At 69.4% G+C, this 21,065-nt stretch carries 25 protein-coding genes; 12 read left to right on the top strand and 13 right to left on the bottom strand.

The window, feature by feature from the left end; translation table 11 throughout:
• Positions 1-13: 13 nt before the first annotated feature.
• Positions 14-346, bottom strand: coding sequence for a hypothetical protein (locus EV193_RS07390; protein WP_242613196.1), 333 nt, complete (start codon positions 344-346; stop codon positions 14-16).
• 282 nt (positions 347-628) lie between these two features.
• Between EV193_RS07390 and EV193_RS07385 the strand changes: the two genes are divergently transcribed.
• Genes EV193_RS07385 through EV193_RS07365 form a run of 5 tightly spaced genes read left to right on the top strand, consistent with a single transcriptional unit; the run spans position 629 to position 4,625 of the window.
• Positions 629-1,585, top strand: a complete 957-nt coding sequence (locus EV193_RS07385; RefSeq protein WP_130343246.1) for a hypothetical protein — start codon at positions 629-631, stop codon at positions 1,583-1,585.
• Entirely contained in the window at positions 1,563-1,754 is a 192-nt protein-coding gene (locus EV193_RS07380) for a tetratricopeptide repeat-containing protein (RefSeq protein ID WP_130343245.1), read from the top strand. The genes EV193_RS07385 and EV193_RS07380 overlap by 23 nt, the downstream gene beginning before the upstream one ends.
• A 6-nt stretch (positions 1,755-1,760) precedes the next feature.
• Positions 1,761-2,996 carry a glycosyltransferase family 4 protein gene (locus EV193_RS07375; RefSeq protein ID WP_130343244.1) on the top strand — a complete coding sequence of 412 codons (1,236 nt, stop codon included), beginning with the start codon at positions 1,761-1,763 and terminating at the stop codon, positions 2,994-2,996.
• Position 2,997: 1 nt separating this feature from the next.
• A complete protein-coding gene (locus EV193_RS07370) occupies positions 2,998-3,669 on the top strand; it encodes a class I SAM-dependent methyltransferase (RefSeq protein WP_130343243.1) in 672 nt (223 codons plus the stop codon).
• Positions 3,666-4,625, top strand: coding sequence for a prenyltransferase/squalene oxidase repeat-containing protein (locus EV193_RS07365; protein ID WP_130343242.1), 960 nt, complete (start codon positions 3,666-3,668; stop codon positions 4,623-4,625). The genes EV193_RS07370 and EV193_RS07365 overlap by 4 nt, the downstream gene beginning before the upstream one ends.
• Here EV193_RS07365 and EV193_RS07360 read toward each other — a convergent pair.
• Both EV193_RS07360 and icmF read right to left on the bottom strand, forming a co-directional pair.
• Positions 4,616-5,476: a 3-hydroxybutyryl-CoA dehydrogenase gene (locus EV193_RS07360; RefSeq protein ID WP_130343241.1), complete on the bottom strand. Its 861-nt coding sequence runs from the start codon at positions 5,474-5,476 to the stop codon at positions 4,616-4,618. The two genes, EV193_RS07365 and EV193_RS07360, sit on opposite strands and share 10 nt — an antisense overlap.
• Positions 5,477-5,681: 205 nt before the next feature.
• A complete protein-coding gene (icmF, locus tag EV193_RS07355; RefSeq protein WP_130343240.1) occupies positions 5,682-8,921 on the bottom strand; it encodes a fused isobutyryl-CoA mutase/GTPase IcmF in 3,240 nt (1,079 codons plus the stop codon).
• Between the two features lie 254 nt (positions 8,922-9,175).
• Between icmF and paaI the strand changes: the two genes are divergently transcribed.
• Positions 9,176-9,550: a hydroxyphenylacetyl-CoA thioesterase PaaI gene (gene paaI / locus EV193_RS07350; RefSeq protein ID WP_130343651.1), complete on the top strand. Its 375-nt coding sequence runs from the start codon at positions 9,176-9,178 to the stop codon at positions 9,548-9,550.
• Positions 9,547-10,020: a nucleoside deaminase gene (locus EV193_RS07345; protein ID WP_130343239.1), complete on the top strand. Its 474-nt coding sequence runs from the start codon at positions 9,547-9,549 to the stop codon at positions 10,018-10,020. Before paaI ends, EV193_RS07345 begins: the two co-directional genes overlap by 4 nt.
• Here the strand turns inward: EV193_RS07345 and EV193_RS07340 are convergent.
• The gene (locus EV193_RS07340; protein ID WP_207222541.1) at positions 10,017-10,352 is read right to left on the bottom strand and encodes a HEAT repeat domain-containing protein; all 336 of its coding nucleotides are present in this window, start codon (positions 10,350-10,352) and stop codon (positions 10,017-10,019) included. The two genes, EV193_RS07345 and EV193_RS07340, sit on opposite strands and share 4 nt — an antisense overlap.
• Positions 10,353-10,404: 52 nt before the next feature.
• Here EV193_RS07340 and EV193_RS07335 point away from each other — a divergent pair, with 52 nt between their 5' ends.
• Positions 10,405-10,899 carry a hypothetical protein gene (locus tag EV193_RS07335; protein ID WP_130343238.1) on the top strand — a complete coding sequence of 165 codons (495 nt, stop codon included), beginning with the start codon at positions 10,405-10,407 and terminating at the stop codon, positions 10,897-10,899.
• A 3-nt stretch (positions 10,900-10,902) separates the two neighbouring features.
• Here EV193_RS07335 and EV193_RS07330 read toward each other — a convergent pair whose 3' ends face one another.
• Positions 10,903-11,487: a phosphatase PAP2 family protein gene (locus EV193_RS07330; protein WP_130343237.1), complete on the bottom strand. Its 585-nt coding sequence runs from the start codon at positions 11,485-11,487 to the stop codon at positions 10,903-10,905.
• A gap of 22 nt (positions 11,488-11,509) precedes the next feature.
• Here EV193_RS07330 and EV193_RS07325 point away from each other — a divergent pair, with 22 nt between their 5' ends.
• Positions 11,510-11,968: a peroxiredoxin gene (locus EV193_RS07325; protein ID WP_130343236.1), complete on the top strand. Its 459-nt coding sequence runs from the start codon at positions 11,510-11,512 to the stop codon at positions 11,966-11,968.
• Here the strand turns inward: EV193_RS07325 and EV193_RS07320 are convergent.
• From EV193_RS07320 to EV193_RS07300, 5 genes are all read right to left on the bottom strand, one after another.
• A complete protein-coding gene (locus EV193_RS07320) occupies positions 11,965-12,438 on the bottom strand; it encodes a GNAT family N-acetyltransferase (RefSeq protein ID WP_130343235.1) in 474 nt (157 codons plus the stop codon). The two genes, EV193_RS07325 and EV193_RS07320, sit on opposite strands and share 4 nt — an antisense overlap.
• Positions 12,439-12,498: 60 nt before the next feature.
• Positions 12,499-13,740 carry an LCP family protein gene (locus EV193_RS07315; RefSeq protein WP_130343234.1) on the bottom strand — a complete coding sequence of 414 codons (1,242 nt, stop codon included), beginning with the start codon at positions 13,738-13,740 and terminating at the stop codon, positions 12,499-12,501.
• Positions 13,741-13,895: 155 nt separating this feature from the next.
• Positions 13,896-14,606 (bottom strand): alpha/beta hydrolase, encoded by a 711-nt coding sequence (locus EV193_RS07310; protein WP_130343233.1) that lies wholly within the window; start codon positions 14,604-14,606, stop codon positions 13,896-13,898.
• Positions 14,607-14,641: 35 nt separating this feature from the next.
• Positions 14,642-15,373: an ABC-2 transporter permease gene (locus EV193_RS07305; RefSeq protein WP_130343232.1), complete on the bottom strand. Its 732-nt coding sequence runs from the start codon at positions 15,371-15,373 to the stop codon at positions 14,642-14,644.
• Entirely contained in the window at positions 15,370-16,305 is a 936-nt protein-coding gene (locus EV193_RS07300) for an ABC transporter ATP-binding protein (protein WP_130343231.1), read from the bottom strand. Before EV193_RS07300 ends, EV193_RS07305 begins: the two co-directional genes overlap by 4 nt.
• 151 nt (positions 16,306-16,456) lie before the next feature.
• Here EV193_RS07300 and EV193_RS07295 point away from each other — a divergent pair, with 151 nt between their 5' ends.
• Complete coding sequence (locus EV193_RS07295) at positions 16,457-17,641, top strand: sensor histidine kinase (RefSeq protein WP_242613195.1); 1,185 nt, start codon at positions 16,457-16,459, stop codon at positions 17,639-17,641.
• Positions 17,638-18,240 (top strand): response regulator transcription factor, encoded by a 603-nt coding sequence (locus tag EV193_RS07290; RefSeq protein WP_207222540.1) that lies wholly within the window; start codon positions 17,638-17,640, stop codon positions 18,238-18,240. Before EV193_RS07295 ends, EV193_RS07290 begins: the two co-directional genes overlap by 4 nt.
• Here EV193_RS07290 and EV193_RS07285 read toward each other — a convergent pair.
• Together EV193_RS07285 and EV193_RS07280 are read right to left on the bottom strand one after the other, a co-directional pair.
• Positions 18,219-18,785, bottom strand: coding sequence for a cysteine hydrolase family protein (locus tag EV193_RS07285; RefSeq protein ID WP_130343229.1), 567 nt, complete (start codon positions 18,783-18,785; stop codon positions 18,219-18,221). The two genes, EV193_RS07290 and EV193_RS07285, sit on opposite strands and share 22 nt — an antisense overlap.
• Positions 18,786-18,795: 10 nt before the next feature.
• On the bottom strand, positions 18,796-19,641 hold the full coding sequence (locus tag EV193_RS07280; RefSeq protein ID WP_242613194.1) for an alpha/beta hydrolase: 846 nt from the start codon (positions 19,639-19,641) through the stop codon (positions 18,796-18,798).
• Between the two features lie 102 nt (positions 19,642-19,743).
• Here EV193_RS07280 and EV193_RS07275 point away from each other — a divergent pair, with 102 nt between their 5' ends.
• Positions 19,744-20,544, top strand: coding sequence for an alpha/beta fold hydrolase (locus EV193_RS07275; protein WP_130343228.1), 801 nt, complete (start codon positions 19,744-19,746; stop codon positions 20,542-20,544).
• 10 nt (positions 20,545-20,554) lie between these two features.
• On the opposite strand, the gene EV193_RS07270 is transcribed toward EV193_RS07275, so the two are convergent.
• Positions 20,555-21,058 (bottom strand): DUF1877 family protein, encoded by a 504-nt coding sequence (locus EV193_RS07270; RefSeq protein ID WP_130343227.1) that lies wholly within the window; start codon positions 21,056-21,058, stop codon positions 20,555-20,557.
• Between the last annotated feature and the right edge of the window lie 7 nt (positions 21,059-21,065).

Below are 21,065 nucleotides of genomic sequence, written 5' to 3'. Positions count from 1 at the left end.
ATCGCAGTACGGGTCAGCCCATGGCCGCGGCGATCGCGGCACCCGCCTCACGCTTGGTCAGGTAGAACGTCGCCTCGTGCGGCTTCGCGCCGTTGTCCACGGTGTAGCCGCTGTCCAGCACGCCGTCCGCGCCGGGGAACAGCCGCGTCAGGTCCGGCCGTGCGGCGACGAGATCGTCCCGGTCGGCCAGGTTCACCCAGCGCGCCAGCGACGGCGGGACACTCGGCGGTTGTGGGCGCAGCCGGTCGTACACGATCGTGCGCAGGCCAAGCGGAGACCCGAATGCCCGTCCGGAGGACTCATTGTGACCATCCAGTCGTATATGGACAGTCGTCTCCACCGCCAAGCAGGGAGCGCAAGCTCCTTCAAGGCGCGGTACCCAGCTTACGTCGCCACTTCGCTGCATTGGGCCGACAGCCTTCTCCCGAACACACCGATGAACGCTTCGACGACACCGAGCCATCGCCGCGCGATGTCGTGCTGACCCCGCTGCACTGGCGAATTTTCCCCGACCTCCCCCGGTAGGCTAAATAGCCAACTGTGCACATTGGGTTGGTTGACAGGTCGATCACAGCCACATTGACGCTGCTGTGCACAACGGCCAAGCCGCAGCGACAACGTACCGGCGATGCACGAGGAGCAATACGAGATGGCGTTGGGTGAAGCCGAGAAACGGGTACTCGACGTCCTTATCGCCGCTGACAGCGGGCCAGCATTACCTATCGCGGTGCTCGCAGCCGCCTGCGCACGCCTCGGCGGTTCACCCAGTGAAGTAGACGTACGAACTATGTTGGTGAGCCTGGGCCCGCTCGTCGCGCGCGGCGCAGCAGGCACACCGGACGAAATCGTTAGTTCGACCCTGCGCGGATTCTCCGATCTGCGGGTTCACGCCGCGATCGCTGACGCTGCCGCAATGTTGGCTCCCACATCAGCGGCGGCAAACCGATACGCCGAGGCGACCGAAGCCGAGCATCTGTGGCTGGCCGGACGGCCGGAGGAAGCGCTGCGCAGCCTAGAGGCCCGGCCACTCGCCGAACCGGCATTGAACTACGAACGGTGGGCCGACTGGGTCCCTCGTTTCCACCCAACCAGCCTTCTGGGGATCCAGGCGCAGGCTCGGTGCGCCACCTGGACCGGCAAGGCAGATGAACCGAGGCGAGCAATTCAGGCCTTCGTGGCACTGCTGCCAACCGCGGTACGACACCTCAGCCCATGCCATCGAGAGACTCTGAGCATCCGCAACAACATCGCGTACCTAGTTGGGGCTCTTGGCGACCATAGGAAAGCCATGAGGTTGTTCGCCCAACTGGTCATCGATTCAACGGCGGCGCTCAGCGCGACCGACGAAGAGACGCTGCACAACCGGCACCTGCTTGCATGGACGACAGCGAAGTGCGGCTTCGTAAGCGTTGCCCTCCACCAGTGGCGGCAACTGCTGTCCGATGTGGACAGAGAGCTTGCCAGCAACCATAAACTGGCATTCAACATCCGGGACAACATCGACTTTTGGACGGCAGAAACCCGTGCTCGTAGCTCACGAGGACGAAACTGGACTCACCGACATGCGGCGGGTGCTGACCGATGACCATCCCGACCTGCTCGACTACCGGTTCAACCTGGCGCACCTCACCGAGATCGCCGGGCATCGCGACGAGTCGGCCGCACTGTTCGAAGCACTCCTCCCCGACTGTGAGCGGGTGCTCGGCACCCGGCACTCCCGCACCCGCGAGGTACGCGAGCGACTCGGCCGGTGATCCGGCATGACCCCACGGACGACGCTACGAATCGCGCTGCTTTCCTATCGTGGCAAGCCTTTCTGCGGAGGGCAGGGCGTCTACGTGCGCAACCTCAGCCGCGAGCTGGCGGCGCTCGGGCACTCCGTGGAGGTGATCTCCGGCCCGCCGTACCCGGTGCTCGACAACGGTGTACGGCTCACCAGGCTGCCGTCACTGGACCTGTTCGCCGAGCCGAACCCGTTCCGCACGCCGGCATTGCGAGAACTGCGCGCGCTGCCCGACTGGCTCGAGTTCGCGGCGATGCGGCGCGGCGGGTTCGGCGAGCCGCTGGCATTCTCGCTGCGCGCGCTGTGGCACCTGGCGAGACGGCGACACGAGTTCGACGTTGTGCACGACAACCAGTGCCTCGGCTACGGGCTGCTCGGCGTGCGCGCGCTCGGCCTGCCGGTGATCGCCACCGTGCATCACCCCATCGCGATCGACGCCGAGCTGTCTCGCGAGGCCGGCGGCGACCAGCGCTGGTACCGCTTCGTCCGCATGCAGCACCAGGTCGCCCGTCGGCTGCCCGCCGTGCTCACCGTATCCGGAGCGGCCCGCGACCAGATCACCACCCGCATGGACGTACCGCCGGAACGCATCGGTGTCACGCCGCTCGCGGCCGACCGTGCGACCTTCCGTCCCCGCCCCGACGTCGATCGCGTTCCTGGCCGGATCGTCGCGATCGCGAGTGCCGACGAGCCGCTCAAGGGGCTCGACCATCTGTTGCGCGCCATGCCGATGCTGCGCGAGCGCGGTGCGCGGCTCGTCGTGGTGGGCAGGCTCAAGGAGGATGGCCCGACCGCGAAGCTGGTCGCGGACCTCGGTCTGGAGTCCACTGTGGATTTCGTGCACGGCCTCACCGGCGATGAGTTGGCCGGACTGTTCGCCAGCGCCGAGGTCGCCTGTGTGCCCTCGGTGTTCGAAGGGTTCTCGCTGCCCGCCGTCGAGGCGATGACGTGCGGCACACCGCTGGTCGCGACCACGGCCGGCGCGTTGCCCGAAGTCGTCGGCGACGCGGCACTCCTCGTGCCACCGGCCAACCCCGCCGTACTCGCCGGTGCGCTGACCACGGTGCTGCGCGACAGTGCCACCCGCGCGCGCCTGGCCGCCGCATCGCTCGCCCGCGCGGAGTCCTTCAGCTGGCGAGCCACCGCGGAGAAGACCGTGACGCGATACCGCACCCTGCTCGACGCGTCGGCCGTCCCCGCCGAGGTGGCCTGAGGTGCTGACCGTCGATTTCGCGAAGTTCCCCGTTGGCAAGGGAAACCTGGTGCTGGATCTCGGCAGCGGCACCGGCCGGCACGCGGCGGCCGCTCAGCGGTTCGGCGCCCAGGTTGTCGCGGTGGACCTCGACGCGGCGGTGCTCAAGGACGCCAGGGACACTCTGGCCGCCGTGCCGGGCTCGGCGGCCGTGCGGGCCGACGGGCTGGCACTCCCCTTCGCCGACGACACGTTCGAGCGAGTGATCATCTCCGAGGTGTTGGAACACGTGCCCGACGACCGTGCCATGATCGCCGAGGCCGTGCGGGTGCTCGCGCCCGGCGGTCTGATGGCGGTCACCGTGCCGCGCTGGTGGCCGGAGCGCGTGTGCTGGGCACTGTCCGACGAGTACCACCAGGTCGAGGGCGGCCATGTGCGCATCTACCGCAGGCGGCAGCTCCTCGCGCTGCTGCGCGACGCGGGTGTCCGTCCACTTCGGACACACCACGCGCACGCGCTGCACTCGCCGTACTGGTGGCTGAAGTGCACCCCGGCCACCGACAGCCGGTTCGTCGAGCTGTACCACGAATTCCTCTGCTGGGACATCATGAGCAATCCATGGCCGGTCAGAATGCTCGAGCAGGCGCTGAATCCCGTGCTGGGCAAGTGTTTCGTGGTCTACGCGCGACTGTGAACGCGGATCACACCGCGGCCGTGATCGCCGCCTGCCAACTTCCGGACGGCGCGATCCCGTGGACGCCCGGCGGCATCACCGATCCGTGGAACCACATCGAAGCGGCGATGGGGCTCGACGCCGCCGACCGACACGCTGAGGCGGAGGCCGCCTACGACTGGCTCGCCGCGAGGCAGAACCCGGACGGCTCGTGGTACGCCGAATACCGGGAAGGTCTGGTCGCGGACCTTGCCAAGGACACGAACTTCACCGCCTACATCGCGGTCGGCGTGCTGCATCACGCACTGTCCACACACGACAGTGCATTTCTCGAACGATTGTGGCCGGCGGTGTCCGCCGCGATGGAATTCGTGCTGCGGGTTCGCCGCCCGGACCGAACCGTGCCCTGGCGGTTGCGAGCCGACGGCACCACGACTCCGGAGACCTTGGTGCCAGGCAACTGCAGCGTCCAACACGCGCTGCGCTGCGCCGTTCGCATCGCGGACCTCCTTGGCCTCCACCGTCCTGAATGGACGCTGGCCGCCAAGTGTCTGCGCGAAGCGATCGCGTCGAGAGCCGCCGACTTCACCCCGAAGCCGCACGCCATGGACTGGTACTACCCGGTGCTCACCGGCGTGCTCGCCGCCGATCACCTCGACGGCGACTGGAACCGGTTCGTGGTGCCGGGCCTCGGTGTGCGCTGCGTGCACCACGAGCCCTGGGTGACCGGCGGCGAGACGGCGGAGCTGGCGATCGCGCTGGCCGTGCGTGGCGACCGCCGGGCCGACGAGTTGCTCGCCGACCTCGAATCGCTGCGGCACCACGACGGCTCGTACTGGACCGGATACCAGTTCCGCGACCAGGAGTTCTGGCCACACGGCGAGCGGACCACCTGGACCGCGGGCGCCGTCCTGCTCGCGCACGCCGCGACCGCCGGCGATCAGTCCACAGTGGAGGTGTTCGCGCCTCAGGCGTAGGAGTAGAACCCTCGGCCGGACTTCTTGCCGAGCAGGCCGGCGTCCACCATGCGCAGCAGTAGCGGCGGCGGGGAGTACAGCGGCTCCTTGAACTCCTCGTACAGCGACTCGGCGATCGCCTTGGTGGTGTCCAGACCGATCAGGTCGGTCAGCCGCAGCGGGCCCATCGGGTGCGCGAGCCCGAGTACCACGCCGTTGTCGATGTCCTCCACCGAGGCGAAGCCCGACTCCATCATCCGGATCGCGGACAGCAGGTACGGCACCAGCAGCGCGTTCACCACGAAGCCGGCGCGGTCTTGGCTGAGCACCACCTGCTTGCCGAGCGCGCCCTCCACGAAGCCCTTGGCGCGCTCGAGCGTCGGCTCGCCGGTGAGCAGCGACGGCACCAACTCCACCAGTTTGAGTACCGGGACCGGGTTGAAGAAGTGCACCCCGATCACCTGCTGCGGGCGGCTGGTCGCCATGCCCAGCTTCATGATCGGGATGGACGAGGTGTTGGACGCCAGGATCGCGTCCGGATCGGTGACCACCTTGCCCAGCGCGGCGAAGACCTCGGTCTTGATCCGCTCGTCCTCGGCGACCGCCTCCACGACGAACTGGCGATCGGCGCACTCACCGATGTCGGTGGTGAACCGCAGCCTGCCGAGTGCGGCCTCACTGTCCTCCGTGGACAGTTTGCCGCTCTTCACGCCGCGCGCCAGTGACTTCTCGATTCTGGCCCGGCCTCGGTCGACGGCCTGTTCGCTCACCTCGTTGACCACGACGTCGAGGCCCGCCCGCGCGCACACCTCCGCGATTCCGGACCCCATCAACCCCGCGCCGACGACCCCGACCCGACTGATCTCGCTCACTCGTTTCCCTTCTGACACCGACCACGCTGTCAGCGCCACTTGCGTACTTTAGCGGGCTAAAGTCCCCGCCTCAGCGGCGTTTCTCACCACCGCCGTTAACGTTTGCGCAGGTCATCGGGTTGTGGACACGTGGCTTGACATGACGAGCGTCTTATGCGTGCGTACTTTAGCCCGCTAAAGTCTGTCAGTGATTCGCCAACAGGGGTCAGATGTTGCGGCGATACTGTCCACCGACTTCGAAGAAGGCCTCGGTGATCTGGCCGAGGGTGCACACTCGCGCGGCGTCCATCAGGACCGCGAACACGTTGTCGTCGCCGGAGGCGGCCTCCTTGAGGCGGCGGAGCGCCTCGGCCGCGTCGGTCTGGTGCCGGTGCTGGAAATCCAGCGTTCGGTCGACCTGCGACTTCTTCTCCTCCTCGGTCGCCCGCGCCAGCTCGATCTCGGGCATCTCCTCGGCGTTGTCCTTGCTCGGCAGGAACGTGTTCACGCCGATCAGCGGCAGCGAGCCGTCGTGCTTGCGCTGCTCGTAGAGCATCGACTCGTCCTGGATCTTGCCGCGCTGGTAGCCGGTCTCCATCGCGCCGAGCACGCCACCGCGGTCGGAGATGCGGTCGAACTCGGTGAGCACGGCCTCCTCCACCAGGTCGGTCAGCTCGTCGATGACGAACGAACCCTGCAGCGGGTTCTCGTTCATCGACAGGCCCCACTCCCTGTTGATGATCAACTGGATCGCCATCGCGCGGCGCACCGAGGTCTCCGTCGGCGTGGTGATCGCCTCGTCGAAAGCATTGGTGTGCAACGAGTTCGCGTTGTCGTAGAGCGCGCACAGCGCCTGCAGCGTGGTGCGGATGTCGTTGAACTGCATCTCCTGCGCGTGCAGCGACCGGCCGCTGGTCTGCACGTGGTACTTCAGCTTCTGCGACCGCTCGTTCGCGCCGTAGCGCTCCTTCATGGCCACCGACCAGATGCGGCGGGCCACCCGGCCGATCACCGAGTACTCGGCGTCCATCCCGTTGGAGAAGAAGAACGACAGGTTCGGCGCGAAGTCGTCGATGTCCAGCCCGCGCGCCAGGTAGGACTCCACGTAGGTGAACCCGTTGGCCAAGGTGAAGGCGAGCTGGCTGATCGGGTTCGCCCCGGCCTCGGCGATGTGGTAGCCGGAGATCGACACCGAGTAGAAGTTCCGCACCTTCTGCTGGATGAAGTACGCCTGGATGTCGGCCATCATGCGCAGCGAGAACTCGGTGGAGAAGATGCAGGTGTTCTGCCCCTGATCCTCCTTGAGGATGTCGGCCTGCACGGTGCCGCGCACGGTCTGCAGCGCCTTCGCCGCCAGCTCGGCGTGCTCCTGCTCGTCGGGCTGCTTGCCTTGTGCGGCAACGAACTTGTCCACCTCGGCGTCGATCGCGGTGTTCAGGAAGTACGCCAGGATGGTGGGCGCCGGACCGTTGATGGTCATCGACACCGACGTGGTCGGCGAGGCGAGGTCGAACCCGTCGTAGAGCGCCTTCATGTCCTCCAGCGAGGCGATCGACACACCCGAGGTGCCGATCTTGCCGTACACGTCCGGCGGGGTGTCCGGGTCGCGGCCGTACAGCGTCACCGAGTCGAACGCGGTGGACAGGCGGGTGGCCTCCGAACCCTCCGACAGGTACTTGAAGCGCCGGTTCGTGCGGAACGCGTCACCCTCGCCGGCGAACATCCTGGCCGGGTCCTCGTTGTCCCGCTTGAACGCGAAAACCCCTGCCGTGTAAGGGAATTTGCCGGGCAGGTTCTCCTTGCGGAGGAACCGCAGCAGGGACGCCTCGTCGTCGTAGCGCGGCAGTGACACGCGGCGGACCTTGTTGCCGGACAACGTCTCCCGCACCAGGTTGGTGTGGATCTCCTTGTCCCGCACGGTGACCACCATCTCGTCGCCGGAGTAGTCCTCCACGACCTGGGGCCACTCCTCCAGCGCCGCGGCGGTGTCCTTGTCCAGCGCCGCGTCGGCCTCGGCGGCGAGGCGTTCGATGTCGTCGGTCGGCGCCTCGGCCTTGGCCAACTCGTCGCGCGCGGCCGTGAGGTGGTTACGCCGGCGCACCGCGGCGACCTGCTGGTCGGTCCGCGTGTGGTAGCCGCGCAGGGTCTCGGCGATGTCGGACAGGTACCGCACGCGGGCCGCCGGGACGACCGTCGCCGCCGTGGTGGAGACCTTCCCGTCCACCGGGGCGAGGGTGCCGTCGGTGACCGGCAAACCCTTGTCCGTCAACAGGTTCCGCAGCTCCTGGTACAGCGCGGTGACACCGTCGTCGTTGAACGTGGCGGCACTCGTGCCGTACACCGGCATGTCCTGCCACTTCGCGCCGAACGCCTCCCGGTTGCGCACGAGCTGGCGCGCGACGTCCCGGCGGGCGTCCTCGGCTCCCCTGCGCTCGAACTTGTTGATCGCCACCAGGTCGGCGAAGTCCAGCATGTCGATCTTCTCGAGCTGTGACGCGGCGCCGAACTCCGGCGTCATCACGTACAGCGACACGTCCACGAACGGCACGATCGCGGCGTCACCCTGGCCGATGCCCGGCGTCTCCACGACCACCAGATCGCTGCCGGCGGCCTTCGCGGCGGCGATCGCGTCGGTGAGCCCCTCGGGCACCTCCGAGCCCGCACCACGAGTGGCCATCGAGCGGAAGAACACGTGGTCGCCGTCGAGCGAGTTCATCCTGATCCGGTCGCCGAGCAGCGCACCGCCGCCGCGCCGGCGGGTCGGGTCGACCGCGATCACCGTGATGCGCAGCTTGTCCTGCTGGTCGGTCCGGAACCGGCGCACCAGCTCGTCGGTCAGCGAGGACTTGCCGGAGCCGCCGGTGCCGGTGATGCCGAGCACCGGCACGGCGCGGTTGCTCGCGGTGCCGGCGATCGTGGTGCGCACGTCCTCGGGCAGCTTGCCGGCCTCGATCAGCGTGATCGCCCTGGCCAGCGTGGCCTGGTCACCGCCGTACAGGCCGTCCCAGGTGGACGGCGGCACCTCGGCGAGGTCGTGGTCGCACGCCTCGATCATCGTGTTGATCATGCGGGCGAGGCCCAGCTCCTGGCCGTCCTCCGGGGAGAAGATGCGGGCCACCCCGCGCGAGTGCAGCAGCTCGATCTCGGCTGGCACGATCACGCCACCGCCGCCGCCGAACACCTTCACGTGGCCGGCGCCGCGCTCGTTCAGCAGCTCGACCAGGTAGCTGAAGTACTCGACGTGTCCGCCCTGGTAGGCGCTGATCGCGACGCCGTGCGCGTCCTCCTGGATCGCGGCGTCGACCACCTCGCGGACCGAGCGGTTGTGCCCGAGGTGCACCACCTCGGCGCCCTGCGACTGCAGGATGCGCCGCATGATGTTGATCGCCGCGTCGTGGCCGTCGAACAGGCTCGCGGCGGTCACGAAGCGGACCGGGTGCTGCGGGCGGTACAAGGACGCGGTCATCTGTACTCCGAGGGTGCTCAACGTGAGGCCACGGCAAACGGCCTACTGAAATAGTTTGACGTCCTACTATCGGAAGTGCAACCACGTCGGGGTCTGACAGGGGTGGCACCCGTGGTCTGGCCCATCGCTGCCGGAGCGTTCGGCACCTGCGACGATGGCGACAAAACCCACGCTACGGGCGGATACCGGGTCTCGACAGCCGCGTGGTGGAGGAAAGGGGGTGTGACGTGCCCGACAGCGACCCCGTGGCACGGATGCTGCGCGACGACGCCGCGTCCTCAAGCCTCGGCATGGAGCTGGTCGAATCCGGCATCGGTCACGCGTCGGTCCGGATGAAAATCACCGACGCGATGGTGAACGGGCACGCCGTGGCGCACGGCGGGTACGTGTTCATGGTGGCCGACACCGCGTTCGCCTGCGCGTGCAACAGCCACGGTCCGGTGGCCGTCGCCGCCGGCGCGGACATCACGTTCGTGGCGCCCGTGTACGCCGGCGACGAGCTGGTCGCGACCGCCAGGGAGCGCACCCGGTTCGGCCGCAGCGGCATCTACGACGTGACCGTGCGGCGCGGGGACGAGGTGGTGGCCGAATTCCGCGGCCGCAGCCGCACGATCGGAGACACGCGATGAAGACGCGGGACGACAAGTGGCTCGCCGAGGCGGTGGCGCTCGCCGAGCGCAGCGTCGGCGACGGTGGTGGCCCGTTCGGCGCGCTGATCGTGCGCGGGGACGACGTGGTGGCCAACGGCGTGAACCAGGTGACGTCCACGCTCGACCCGACCGCGCACGCCGAGGTCGTCGCGATTCGCCGGGCCTGCGAGGAGACCGGCGACTTCACGCTGACCGGCTGCGTGCTGGTCAGCTCGTGCGAGCCCTGCCCGATGTGCCTGTTCACCGCGCTGTGGGCGCGCGTGGACCGGGTGGTCTACGCGGCGGACCGGGACGACGCGGCGGCGGCCGGGTTCGACGACCGCGCGTTCCACGACCTGTTCGGCAAGCCGCGCGCCGCCTGGCCGGTCGAGCTGAGCCAGCACCGCACCGGCGGCGAGACGAGCCCGTTCGACGCCTGGCGCGCCAAGCCCGACAAGGTCGAGTACTAGAGCTGCCCGTTCGCCTTGGCGCGGTAGAGCGCCTCGCGGGCCTCTTTCGTGTCCAGATTGCGCAGGCCGTCCGCGGCCCAGTCGCGCAACGACTCGTCCTCGGAACTCAGCTCCCGCACGAAGATCGGCAATGCTTGCGGCGCGCGGCTTTCCGCGATCAGCTCCAGCAGCCAGCGACGCAGGCCGCGATCGTCGCGCTCGGCTTCGAACTCGGCGATCAGGTCGTCGGCGTAGAGCGCGGTATGCGGAAGCAGAGTGCCGAAACCGTCCTCGGCGAGCTGTGGGTCGCGCTTGCGCATGAGGCGCATCGCCGCCCGGAACCTGCTGTCCACGCGGCCACCGTAGCCGGGAGGGGTCCCATCCCGGCACCGGTACTGTGCCGCCATGCCCGACGACGTCCGGCCGATCTCGGCCGCCGACCCAGGGCCGGGCAGTCTGCGCAGCTACAACGGGATCGGCTTCGAGTTCAAGGGATTCACCCGCCTCGATCCGACCGGCCACTGCTTCGCCACGCGCTGGTTCATGATCGTGGGCCTGCCGATCATGCCGCTCGAGCGGTATTACGTGAGCGACGGCGTGCTCGCGGGCGGCGCGATGAGCGGCCTGTACAACGAGACGATCACCCGGTATCGGATCGTCGGGGTCTCCCAACTGCGCCCCGCCGAGGTCCTGCGCACCTACGCGTTCGGCTGGCTCACGCCGCTCGCCGCGATCCTGCCGCTGCTCCTGCTGCTCGCGCGCGCCGACGATCTCCCGCTGTGGGTGACGTTCACCGCCGTCGCGGTGTGGCCGATCACCGCGATCCTGATCGCGGTGTCCGCGTTGTCGCACTACCGCAAGAACTGGGCGCCGGTCCGCGAGGTGCGCTGGCGCGAGTAGTCCTCAGCGCAGCAGGAGGAACACCACGCCGCCGACGGTCGGGCCGAGCAGCGCGCCGACGATCACCTGCGCGACCGTGTGATCGGTGAGCACCACACGCGCCCAGCAGACCAGCGCCACCAGTGGCACGAGCGACAGCAGCCACGGTCCGTACAGCAACACGACGGTGGCGGTCGCGCCGGCGGCGACCGTGGCGTGCACCGACACCTTCCACCAGCGGGTGATCAGCATGCAGGCCAGGAGCGTGGCGATCATCGACGCGGCCAGCGCCAGCATGTCGCGCGGCGCCGAGCCGAACACCAGGATCAGCAGCCCGGCCATCGTCGAGACCAGGCACATCAGCAGCGGCACGAACCGCTGCTCGCGCTCGCGCACCCAGTGCCCGTCCCAGCGTCCGCGCCGCGCGCCCCGGATGATGAACGCCATCGGCAGCACGCTGTAGAACACCGCCACCACCAACGCCCACAGCACGGTCGGCCCGAACTCGTGACCGGTAGCGTGCCAGGCGACCGCGAACGGAAGCAGCACCACGACCACGGCGGGCGAGAGCACCTCGGTCACCACGTGCGCCAGACGTCGATCATCCACGGAACGACCCTACGGAGGCACGATGAAAGCTGGCGACACGGCACCCGACTTCGAGCTGGCCGACGAGACCGGTACGAAGCGCACGCTCACCGAGCTGCTTGCCGACGGCCCGCTCGTGCTGTTCTTCTACCCCGCCGCACTGACGCCCGGGTGCACCGCGGAGAGCTGCCACTTCCGTGACCTGGCAAAGGAATTCGGCGAGGTGGGCGCGCGCCGCGTGGGTATCAGCGGGGACGCCGTGGACAAGCAGCGAGAGTTCTCCGAGAAGCACTCGTTCGACTTCCCACTGCTGTCCGATGTGGACGGACAGGTGGCGAAGGCGTTCGGCGTGCGCCGCTCGATCGGCGTCGGCCCGCTGCTCACCAAGCGCAAGACGTTCGTGATCGACACCGATCGCACCGTGCTCGAGGTGATCTCCAGTGAGCTGCGCATGAACGTGCACGCCGACAAGGCGCTCGCCGCCCTGCGCGCCCGCGCCTAGTCGAGCCGCAGGATCGTCTCCTCGATCTCGGCGTTCCGGGCGGGCGCGTAGGCGATCTCCGTGCCGATGATCGCGAAGCCGGCCCTCCGCAGGACTTTGAGCGATCCGAGGTTGTCACTGGCGGCGCGGGCGTGCAGCGGCCGGGTCGTGATCCGCTCCAGGAGCAGGGCGAGTGCCTGGCCGGCCACGCCCTGTCCCCAGACCGAACGGTCGATCCAGTAGGTGATCTCGGTGTCGCCCTCCATGACGAAACTGGCGATGCTGCCGACCAGACGTCCGGCCTCGGTCACGGCGAACTGATGGACGTCGGGCGCGGCCCGCGTCTTCGCCATGTGCGCGTCGAACGCGGCGCGGTCGTTCGGATCCTTGGCGGTGAACGCCGCCATCCGAACGGCCTCGGGATCACGCCTCTGGTCGAACAGCGTGTCGAGGTCGCCGTCCTCAATCGGCCGCAGTGCCACTTCTGCCATGGTTCCTCCGCCTCTGCATGCGTTCGCGCGGAACGTAGCAGCGGCAGCCGACGATTCCGGCTAGCCGGCGGGGCCGGTGATGATCAACTCCTTGGGCACCTCGGCGTCCGTGCGCAGCGCTTCGAACAGCTGCTTGGACTTGGTCGGGTGCCACTCGATCCTGGCGCCCTTCGGCGTGAACGGCACGATCGTGGTGTTCGTGTCCCCGTTGCTGGCACCCGCGATCGCGAACGCCACCGACGGCAGGTGATGCAGGTGATCGCCCTCGTCCACGGTGATCGCCTCCGGCGCGCTGCCCAGCAACGGGAACAGCCGGAACGGGTTGAGCAGCGTGCCGGGACTGGCCACCTTGTCGGTCAGCGCGCTGATGAACTGGCGCTGGCGCAGCGTGCGGCCGAAGTCGTCGGCGACGCCGTTCGTGGCGACCGCGCGGGTGCGCACGTAGCCGAGTGCTGCCGGGCCGTCCAACTCCTGGCAGCCGGCCTTAAGGTTGATCCCCGCCTTCGGGTCGTTCACCGGCTTGTCCAGACACATGTCGACACCGCCGACGGCGTCCACGATCTCGGCGAACCCGCCGAGGCCGATCTCCATGTAGTGCTCGATCCGCAGCCCGGTGTTCTTCTCCACGGTCTGCGTGAGCAGCTTCGGGCCGCCGATCCCGTACGCCGAGTTCAGCATCTTCTTCGACTTGCCCTGACCGGGGATCTCGACCAGCGAGTCACGCATCAGGCTGACCAGCGTCGGCTTGCTGCTGTTGTCCGGGACGTGCAGCAACATCATCGTGTCGGTGCGCTTGCCGCCGACATCGCCGGTGGACAGGTGCTCCTGCTCCTCGGCCGCCATGCCCTCGCGGCTGTCCGAGCCGACGATCAGCCAGTTGACGCCGGCGGCCTCGGCGGGCCGTCCCGGGTAGTCGGTGATCGCCTCCACGCGGGTCAGCGAGGTGTCCAGCCAGATCCAGATGCCGCCGATCAACGTCAGGAACGCCAGAAAGATGATCAGCAGCGTGCGGCCGACCCGCCTGCGCTTGCGCGGACGCGGTGGCGGCGGACCGGGTGGCGGCTGTTGCCCCGGCGGCTGGTGCGGCGGCTGGCCGTAGTCGTTCGGCCCGTACCGGCCCGGCGGCGGTGGCTGTTGCGGCTCCGGACCACCTCCGTAGCGGTCGCCGTACAGCCGTGGCTCGCCGTAGGGGCCTTCGGACCCCGGCGCCATCGGCATGTGCCGGGTCGGCGCGGGACGCCGTGGCGGCGGCCGGTTGCCGCCTCCGTTACCCCAGCCTGGCCCACCCTGGCCATGGCTCATCGTTGTTCACCCTCCCCCGACAGCATCATCTCGATGCGCTCCTTCTTGTCATTGGGAGACGTGCGCCCGACCCACCCGGTTGCGTCGGCACCCCGTGTGCCCACCGCCACACGGTACGCGGGCGACGCTCCGCGACGAAGGCGACACTCGGTGTTTCACACCATCACGTCGAGCCCATCGGGTGACGGCTTGCGCAGCGCCTCGGTGATCTTGTCATCGAGCGGCTCCAGCCCGAGCACGCCCTTGGTGAACGAGCGCACCAGCGCCGTCCACACCCCGGCCTTGCGCAGCAGCGCGTGCCCCTCGCCACGCACGGTGAGGCGGCACACCGAGTCGGTGATCTCCTTGGCCCGCAGCGCGTACGCGTACGAGTCCGCCGGCAGCGTGGTGGTGTCACGATCACCGTGCGCGATCAGCACGGTGCGCCCGGCGAGTTGGTCGACCGGCTCGCCGGACGGTGTCCACGGCGCCAGCGCGCACACCCCGGCGACGGCCTCGTCCCCGGCGACGCGCAGGGCCACCCGTCCGCCCATCGAGTGCCCGACGAGCACCACCGGCACGCCGGGGTGCCGCTCGCGGGCTCGCGCCAGGGCCCACCGCGCGTCCTCGATCGGGTCCTCGTGCGGTGCGTTCCAGCCGCGGTAGCGGTACCGCAGCAACCACACGGCCACCCCGTCGTCGACCGTCGACGCGGCCAGATTCGTGCCGAACGGGAGCATCCGCAGGTAGGCCAACCGCAACCGGTGCGCCCGCTGCCTGCCGGTCTCGCTGCCACCGTGCAGCACCATCACGATGGCCTTGACCGGAACGGACCCCGGCGGGTCGATGACCCTGAGCCGGGGTTCCGTCGCGGTGGGGATCAACATGTCCCCCAGTTTGTCAGGCACGGTTTGTCAGGCGCTCAGCCGCGCGGCTCCCACCGGAACAGCCGACCCGCCGCCACCACCGACACGATGACCCACACCGCGCTGATGCCCAGCGCCGGCAACGCGTCACCAAGGTGCGCGGCGATCCCGCCGTCGTCCCAGGCACGGGACACCAGGTCGGTCACCGCTCCCCCCGGCGCGATCAGCGGGAGCACGTCGCCGGGATTGGTCAGCGCCCAGATCGCGCCGCCGAGCAGGGCGAAGAAGAACGGCGCGGTGGTGATCTGTGCCATCTCCGCCGTGGCGGTCACCGCGGAGGTGACCACGCCGACCGCCATGCTCACCGCCACACCGACGATCAGCGCCAGCACGAGGGCGACCGGGTCGGCCGGCACCGGCGCGCCGTTGACCGAGATGTAGATCAGGATCACCACGGCCTGGGCGACGCCGAGCACCGCGAAGGGCACCATCATGCCGCCGAGGATCGCGCCGTCGGAGACCTCGCCCGACCGCAGTCGCTTGAGGTACAGGTCCTGCCTGCGCGCGGCCAGCGTGGTGGTGACGCTGACGTAGACGGTGAATCCGAGCAGTGACACGAACTGCAGCGCCACCACGGCGGGCCAGCCGCCGTGCATCGCGGTGGCGTCCCGGTTGGCCACCAGGAACGCGCCGAACATCAGCGGCAGCGCGATCGCCGTGACCGCCACGGTCTTGTTGCGCACCAACAGTTTCAGCTCGACAGTGGACAGTTTCAACAGGGCGTTCATCGCACGCCCACCTCCTCGTTGACAGTGGCGCCGTCACGAACGGCGTGGAAGACCTCGTCGAGCGACGCGTGCGCGGCACGCAGCCCGGACAACCGCAGGGACCGGTTGCGCGCCCAGTCCAGAACCGCGCCGAGATCGTGTTGCAGTTCCCTCGTGTCGACCCTGACCTGGCCGGCGGTGAGCGCGGCGCCGTCGACGTCGCCGGACAGCACCGGCAGGTCGCCGGCCGCCACACCGTGCGGCAGGTCGAACCGGATGGACGCGGGCCGTCGTGCCAGCACGTCGGTCAGCGACCCGGACACCGCGATCCGGCCCTCGTGCATGATCGCCAGCCGGTGCGCCAGCGACTCGGCCTCCTCGAGGTAGTGCGTGGTCAGCAGCACGGTGGTGCCGCCGGAGAGCAGGTCGCGCACCACGTCCCAGGTGCGCTTGCGCGACTCCGGGTCCAGGCCCGTCGTCGGCTCGTCCAGGAACAGCACCGGCGGGTCGCCGTACGTGGCCATCGCCAGGTCGAGCCGCCGCCGCTCGCCGCCGGAGAGCTGCTTGACCCGCACGTCGCGCCGGTGCCCGAGGTCCAGCCGCTCCAGCGCGTGCTCCGCCGAACCGTCCCGAGTGGACAGATCGCCCCACAGTCGGATGGTCTCGATCACCGTGAGGTCCGGCGCGAAACCGCTGTGCTGCAACATGATCCCGGTCCGCGCACGCACCGCGACCCGCTCGCCGATCGGGTCCGCACCGAGCACCCGCACGGTGCCGGACGCCGGTTTCCGGTGCCCCTCCAGCGTTTCCAGGGTGGTCGTCTTGCCGGCGCCGTTCGTGCCGAGCAAGGCGAACAACTCGCCGCGCGCCACGTCGAGGCTGACGCCGCGCACCGCCTCGAAGTCTCCATAGCGGCACACCAGGTCCCGCACGTCGATCACTGTTTCCGTCATGGCTAGAGCGTCGCGTCCGCCGGGGTGGTCCCGGTAGCGCCGGCGATCACGAGCGCGCGGGCGGATTCCACACGATCGGATGACAGATGTCATGGGTGCACGTGCGGCCCGTCAGCAGACCCGCCGTGCCCGCGCCTCGTAGATTGCTCGTGTGACCGACGCGCACAGCACGATGAGCGACGCCAGCATGGCGAGACTGCGCCGCGCGATGTGGTGGGTGCTGGTCGGCTTCGGTCCGGTGATCGCCGTTCTGCCGGTCATCGACCTGCTGCGCCACCCCTACCCGTTCGCGGTCACCCTCCTCGCCGGCGCGGCGCTCGCGATCGTCACGGCACAGCACGTGCGGTGGATGCGCGACGCCATGCGCGGGCTCGGCAAGAGCGACGTCAGCCACCTGGAGCTGGCGACGACCTTCGCGATCGCGCTGGCCGCGTGGGGCTACATGGTGTCGCAGACCCGCGGCGGCGCGCTGTGGCTGGTGCTGCCGGCCGCGGTGATCGCGGTCGGCGTGGTGCTGGTGCGCACGTCGCTGCGCTGGCCGGTGGTGGTGGGCGGCACGCTGGTGACCGCCGCGGTGGGCATGGCCGGGGTGGCGTGGGGAGTCACCGATGCCGCGCCGTGGCGAGCCGCGCTCGCCACGGTGATCGTCATCCCGTCGGCGGTGTTCGCGTATGTGTTCCAGGTGTGGCTGTGGGACGTGGTGCTCGAAGTGGACCGCAGCCGTGCCGCGGCGGGTGCGCTGGCCGTGGCCGAGGAGCGGCTGCGGTTCGCCGCCGACCTGCACGACATCCAGGGCCACCACCTGCAGGCGATCGCGCTCAAGGCGGAGTTGGCCGAGCGGCTGGTCGGGCGCGACGACGACGCGGCGCGGGCCAACGCGCACGACGTCGCCGAACTCGCGCGCACCGCGTTGCAGGAGACGCGCGAGGTGGTGCTGGGCTATCGGCGGGCCAGCTTGCAGACCGAGATCGGCAACGCGGTCGGGATCCTGCGCGCGGCCGGCATCGAGGCGACCGTGAGCGGCGAGGCGGTGGACGTGCCCGCGCCGCTGCAGCCACTGTTCGCCGCACTGGTGCGGGAGGGAACCACCAACGTGCTGCGGCACAGCGACGCCACCCGATGCATCCTCGAACTGTCCACATCGGACGGCAAGGTGATCGTTCGGTTGCGCAACAACGGAGTCCGCCGAAAGTCCACAATGGACGGTTCGGGTCTTGCCGGGCTGCGCGAGCGGTTCGCCGATCTCGGCGGGCAGGTGCAGGGCGAGATCGACGACGACGGATGGTTCGACCTGGTCGGGCGGGCCGTCGACCCGGCGAGGAGGGCGGCGCGTTGATCACCGTGGTGCTGGCCGACGACGAGGACCTGATCAGGGGCGCGCTCGCCGCGCTGCTCGAACTCGAGGACGACATCACCGTGCTCGAACAGGTCAGCGACGGCGAGGCCGCCGTGGCCGCGGTGGCCCGGCACCGGCCGGCCATCGCCGTGCTGGACCTGGAGATGCCGCGCAAGGACGGGGTCGCCGCGGCCGAGGCGATCCACCGGACGCAGGACACCGCCGTCGTACTGGTCACCCGGCACGCCCGCCCCGGCGTGCTGAAACGCGCGCTGGCCGCCGGCATCCGCGGGTTCGTGCCGAAGACCACGCCGGCCAGCCGGCTCGCGTCGATCCTGCGCGACATCCACGCCGGTGGGCGCTACATCGACCCGGAGATCGCCGCGTCCGCGCTGACCGAGGACGCGTGTCCGCTCACCGCGCGCGAGCTGGACGTGCTGCGGCTGACCCTGCGCGTGCCGACCGTGTCCGCGATCGCCGACGAGGTGCACCTCGCGGCCGGTACGGTGCGCAACTACCTGTCCTCGGCGATGACCAAGCTCGGCGTCGCGACCCGGCACGAGGCCGCGCGGATCGCCTACGACGAGGGCTGGATCTGACCCACCGCCTCGGCGGTCGTCACCGTCCCGGCGGTGCGGCCGGGCGCCGTCTCGTAGGCCCAGTACAGGTTGGTGTGCGCGATCACCGCGTCCGGCGGCGGCGCGCCGTAGGAGGTGTGATCCTCGGTGGTGTGCGCGTCGCTGACCAGGATCGTGTCGTACCCGCGGGTCAGGGCGCCGTGGATGGTGCCCCGGATGCACGCGTCGGTCTGCGCGCCGGTGACGAGCAGCCGCCCGACGGCCAGCTTGGACAGCACGCCCTCCAGGTCCGTCTCCTCGAACGAGTCGCCGTACTCCTTGAGCACCTTCGGCTCGGCGTCCTCCGGCGTCAGCTCGGAGACGATCCGCCACTCCTCGGTGCCCTCGATGAACTCCTCGTCGGTCTGCTGCACCCAGACGACGGGCACGCGCCCGCTTCGGGCCTTCTCCACGAGTGTGCCGATGTTCGCGACGACCGCGTCGCGCTCGTAGGCCCCGTCGACGACGCCGTTCTGCACGTCCACGACCAGCAGCGCGGTGTGGGGCCGGTTCTCGAGTGTGGTCATGGCGCCGAACCTATACGCGCGCACCGACAAACCGGAGCATGTCCGGCAGCACGCGCAGCCAGTAGCCGTCATCGTGCTCTCCGGAGTCGATCGAGGACGACGCCGGCCGCGCCCCCTCGACCAGCTCGCGGGCCGCGTCGGCGAACGGGTCCTCGGTTCCGCACCACACGCCGAGCGAGGACCCGGTGATCTCGTTCAGGTACCGCAGCGGCTCGTTGTCGGCCCACCGCTGCTCTGATTCGAAACCGTTGCGCCCCTTGGCATCTGACCAGTCGCCGAACAGTGCCGGACTGGCCACCGCGACCGCGCGCAGGTCCCGCCGGGTGCGCGCCAGTCGCAGCGCGCCGAAGCCGCCCATGGAGATGCCGAGGACCGCGAACGGGTCCGCGCCGAGCCAGGCCGGCACCTCGTCGGCGAGCATCCGCTGCGGGTCGTCGTGTCCACTCCGGACGAAGTAGGAGTCGCCGCCGTCCACCGCGACCACCGCGAACGGCCGCACTCCGGCGCGCACCGCCGCGGTGAGGAATCTCGGCAGGCCGAGGTCGGCGAACCACCGCGCGCCGCCGCCCCTGCCGTGCAGCGCCAGACACACCGGCAGCCGCGAACCGTCCACATCGGACGGTCCCATGTGGACGATCTCGACCTCCCGCCCGCGTGCCGCCGAGTACACCCGGCGCACCGAGACCGGGCCGGGCGGCACGTCGGGCACCGTGCCGTCCGTCCCGGTCATCCCCAACGCGCGCCGTGCCGCCGCCCCGCCCGGCAGCACGTCGGTCACCATCCCGGTGCCGACCAGCCCGGTCACCCCGAGCCCGAGCGCGCCGGCCAGCAGCGCCCGGCGTCCCACCTTCCCCATCCCGACTCCCCTCACCGCACCCCGTCAGGAGATGAGATGCGGCTGAGCGCCATTCGGTTGGCTCCTAATACTAGAGTGACCACACCAACAAAGGGAGCCCGCATGAACCGAGTGACATCGAAGGACGGCACGCCGATCGCCTACGAACGCGGCGGAAGCGGACCGGCGATCATCCTGGTCGGAGGTGGTCTGGACGACGGCTCGGAGAACGCCACCCTGGTCCCGGAACTGGCGAAGCGATTCACGGTGCTCAACTACGCACGCCGTGGCAGGGGTGACAGCGGCGACACGCTCCCGTACGCCGTGGACCGTGAGATCGAGGACCTCAACGCCCTGATCGGCGAGGCCGGCGGCTCGGCCCACCTGTTCGGCGCGTCCTCCGGCGGCGCGCTCGTCCTCGAGGCGGCGGCCGCCGGTGTGGCCGTCGAGCGCCTCGCCGTGTACGAGGTTCCCTACGCCACCGACGACGACGCGGCGCGGTACTGGTCGCACTACGTCACGCAGTTGACCACCGCGCTCAGCGACGGCCGCAGAGGCGAGGCGATCGAACTGTTCATGCAGCTCGCCGGCTCCTCGGCCGACGACATCGCCAAGGCGCACGAATCGCCCATGTGGTCCCACGTGGAAGGCCTCGCGCACACGCTGGCCTACGACGCCGCCTGCCTGGGAGACGGCCGACCGCCGACAACCCGCCTGGCGACGATCACCCAACCCACGCTGGTCGCCACCGGCGGCATCGTCGACCCGCACATGCAGGGCCTGCAGCCCGGCTACTTCGACGCGGCCGCCGACGAGATCACGGCGGCGCTCCCGAACGCGCGCCGGCAGATTCTCGAAAAACAAACTCACGTCGCCGAGCCTCGAATTCTGGCTTCGATACTGGAGCAATTCTTCACGTCGTGACAATCGTGACTCAGTCCCACCACAACACCGTGGCAAGCCGGCGGCGCGCGGCCTCGTCATAAAATTGACGAAGAATCGCGTGCTGCTCGGCCACGATTTCAGCGAGATCGCCTGTCACATCGGGCACGATCTCGGCCAGCGCGCGGTCTCTGCTCGATGACACCACGGCGTGCACCGCACCAGGTGTCATGGTCCGCAAGGCATCGGCGACCTCGGCGACCTGGTCCGGCTCCACCGCGGTGACGGGGTGCTCCCATACCGTCGGATAGTCCCGATAGGCGGGGTTGACCTCGTCGGCGCTCCCGAATCCACGCCGCAACACACTCATGGTCGCGGTATCCGCGCCAGTCAATTCCCAGACCCGTTCCAGGGTTGCGGGCCACCAATTCAGATCCAGGTAGTCGTACCGCGGCGCCGACCGAAAAGAACAGAGTTCGTCCAGCTCCGCCACCGAACGGCGGCACGCGGCCAATTGCATGGCGGTGACACGCGCGAGCTGCTGTGTCACCGCCATACGGGGC

Source organism: Herbihabitans rhizosphaerae, from assembly GCF_004216555.1.
GTDB lineage: Bacteria > Actinomycetota > Actinomycetes > Mycobacteriales > Pseudonocardiaceae > Herbihabitans > Herbihabitans rhizosphaerae.
This window is presented reverse-complemented; position numbering and strand designations above follow the sequence as displayed.

What these genes read in the sequence shown, in the direction of transcription:
- EV193_RS07385 (WP_130343246.1), top strand. Translation starts at nt 629, where the DNA reads ATGCACGAGGAGCAATACGAGATGGCGTTGGGTGAAGCCGAGAAACGG.
- EV193_RS07380 (WP_130343245.1), top strand. Translation starts at nt 1,563, where the DNA reads ATGCGGCGGGTGCTGACCGATGACCATCCCGACCTGCTCGACTACCGG.
- EV193_RS07375 (WP_130343244.1), top strand. Translation starts at nt 1,761, where the DNA reads ATGACCCCACGGACGACGCTACGAATCGCGCTGCTTTCCTATCGTGGC.
- icmF (WP_130343240.1), bottom strand. Translation starts at nt 8,921, where the DNA reads ATGACCGCGTCCTTGTACCGCCCGCAGCACCCGGTCCGCTTCGTGACC.
- paaI (WP_130343651.1), top strand. Translation starts at nt 9,176, where the DNA reads ATGCTGCGCGACGACGCCGCGTCCTCAAGCCTCGGCATGGAGCTGGTC.
- EV193_RS07345 (WP_130343239.1), top strand. Translation starts at nt 9,547, where the DNA reads ATGAAGACGCGGGACGACAAGTGGCTCGCCGAGGCGGTGGCGCTCGCC.
- EV193_RS07335 (WP_130343238.1), top strand. Translation starts at nt 10,405, where the DNA reads ATGCCCGACGACGTCCGGCCGATCTCGGCCGCCGACCCAGGGCCGGGC.
- EV193_RS07325 (WP_130343236.1), top strand. Translation starts at nt 11,510, where the DNA reads ATGAAAGCTGGCGACACGGCACCCGACTTCGAGCTGGCCGACGAGACC.
- EV193_RS07320 (WP_130343235.1), bottom strand. Translation starts at nt 12,438, where the DNA reads ATGGCAGAAGTGGCACTGCGGCCGATTGAGGACGGCGACCTCGACACG.
- EV193_RS07315 (WP_130343234.1), bottom strand. Translation starts at nt 13,740, where the DNA reads ATGAGCCATGGCCAGGGTGGGCCAGGCTGGGGTAACGGAGGCGGCAAC.
- EV193_RS07310 (WP_130343233.1), bottom strand. Translation starts at nt 14,606, where the DNA reads ATGTTGATCCCCACCGCGACGGAACCCCGGCTCAGGGTCATCGACCCG.
- EV193_RS07305 (WP_130343232.1), bottom strand. Translation starts at nt 15,373, where the DNA reads ATGAACGCCCTGTTGAAACTGTCCACTGTCGAGCTGAAACTGTTGGTG.
- EV193_RS07300 (WP_130343231.1), bottom strand. Translation starts at nt 16,305, where the DNA reads ATGACGGAAACAGTGATCGACGTGCGGGACCTGGTGTGCCGCTATGGA.
- EV193_RS07285 (WP_130343229.1), bottom strand. Translation starts at nt 18,785, where the DNA reads ATGACCACACTCGAGAACCGGCCCCACACCGCGCTGCTGGTCGTGGAC.
- EV193_RS07280 (WP_242613194.1), bottom strand. Translation starts at nt 19,641, where the DNA reads ATGGGGAAGGTGGGACGCCGGGCGCTGCTGGCCGGCGCGCTCGGGCTC.
- EV193_RS07275 (WP_130343228.1), top strand. Translation starts at nt 19,744, where the DNA reads ATGAACCGAGTGACATCGAAGGACGGCACGCCGATCGCCTACGAACGC.
- EV193_RS07270 (WP_130343227.1), bottom strand. Translation starts at nt 21,058, where the DNA reads ATGGCGGTGACACAGCAGCTCGCGCGTGTCACCGCCATGCAATTGGCC.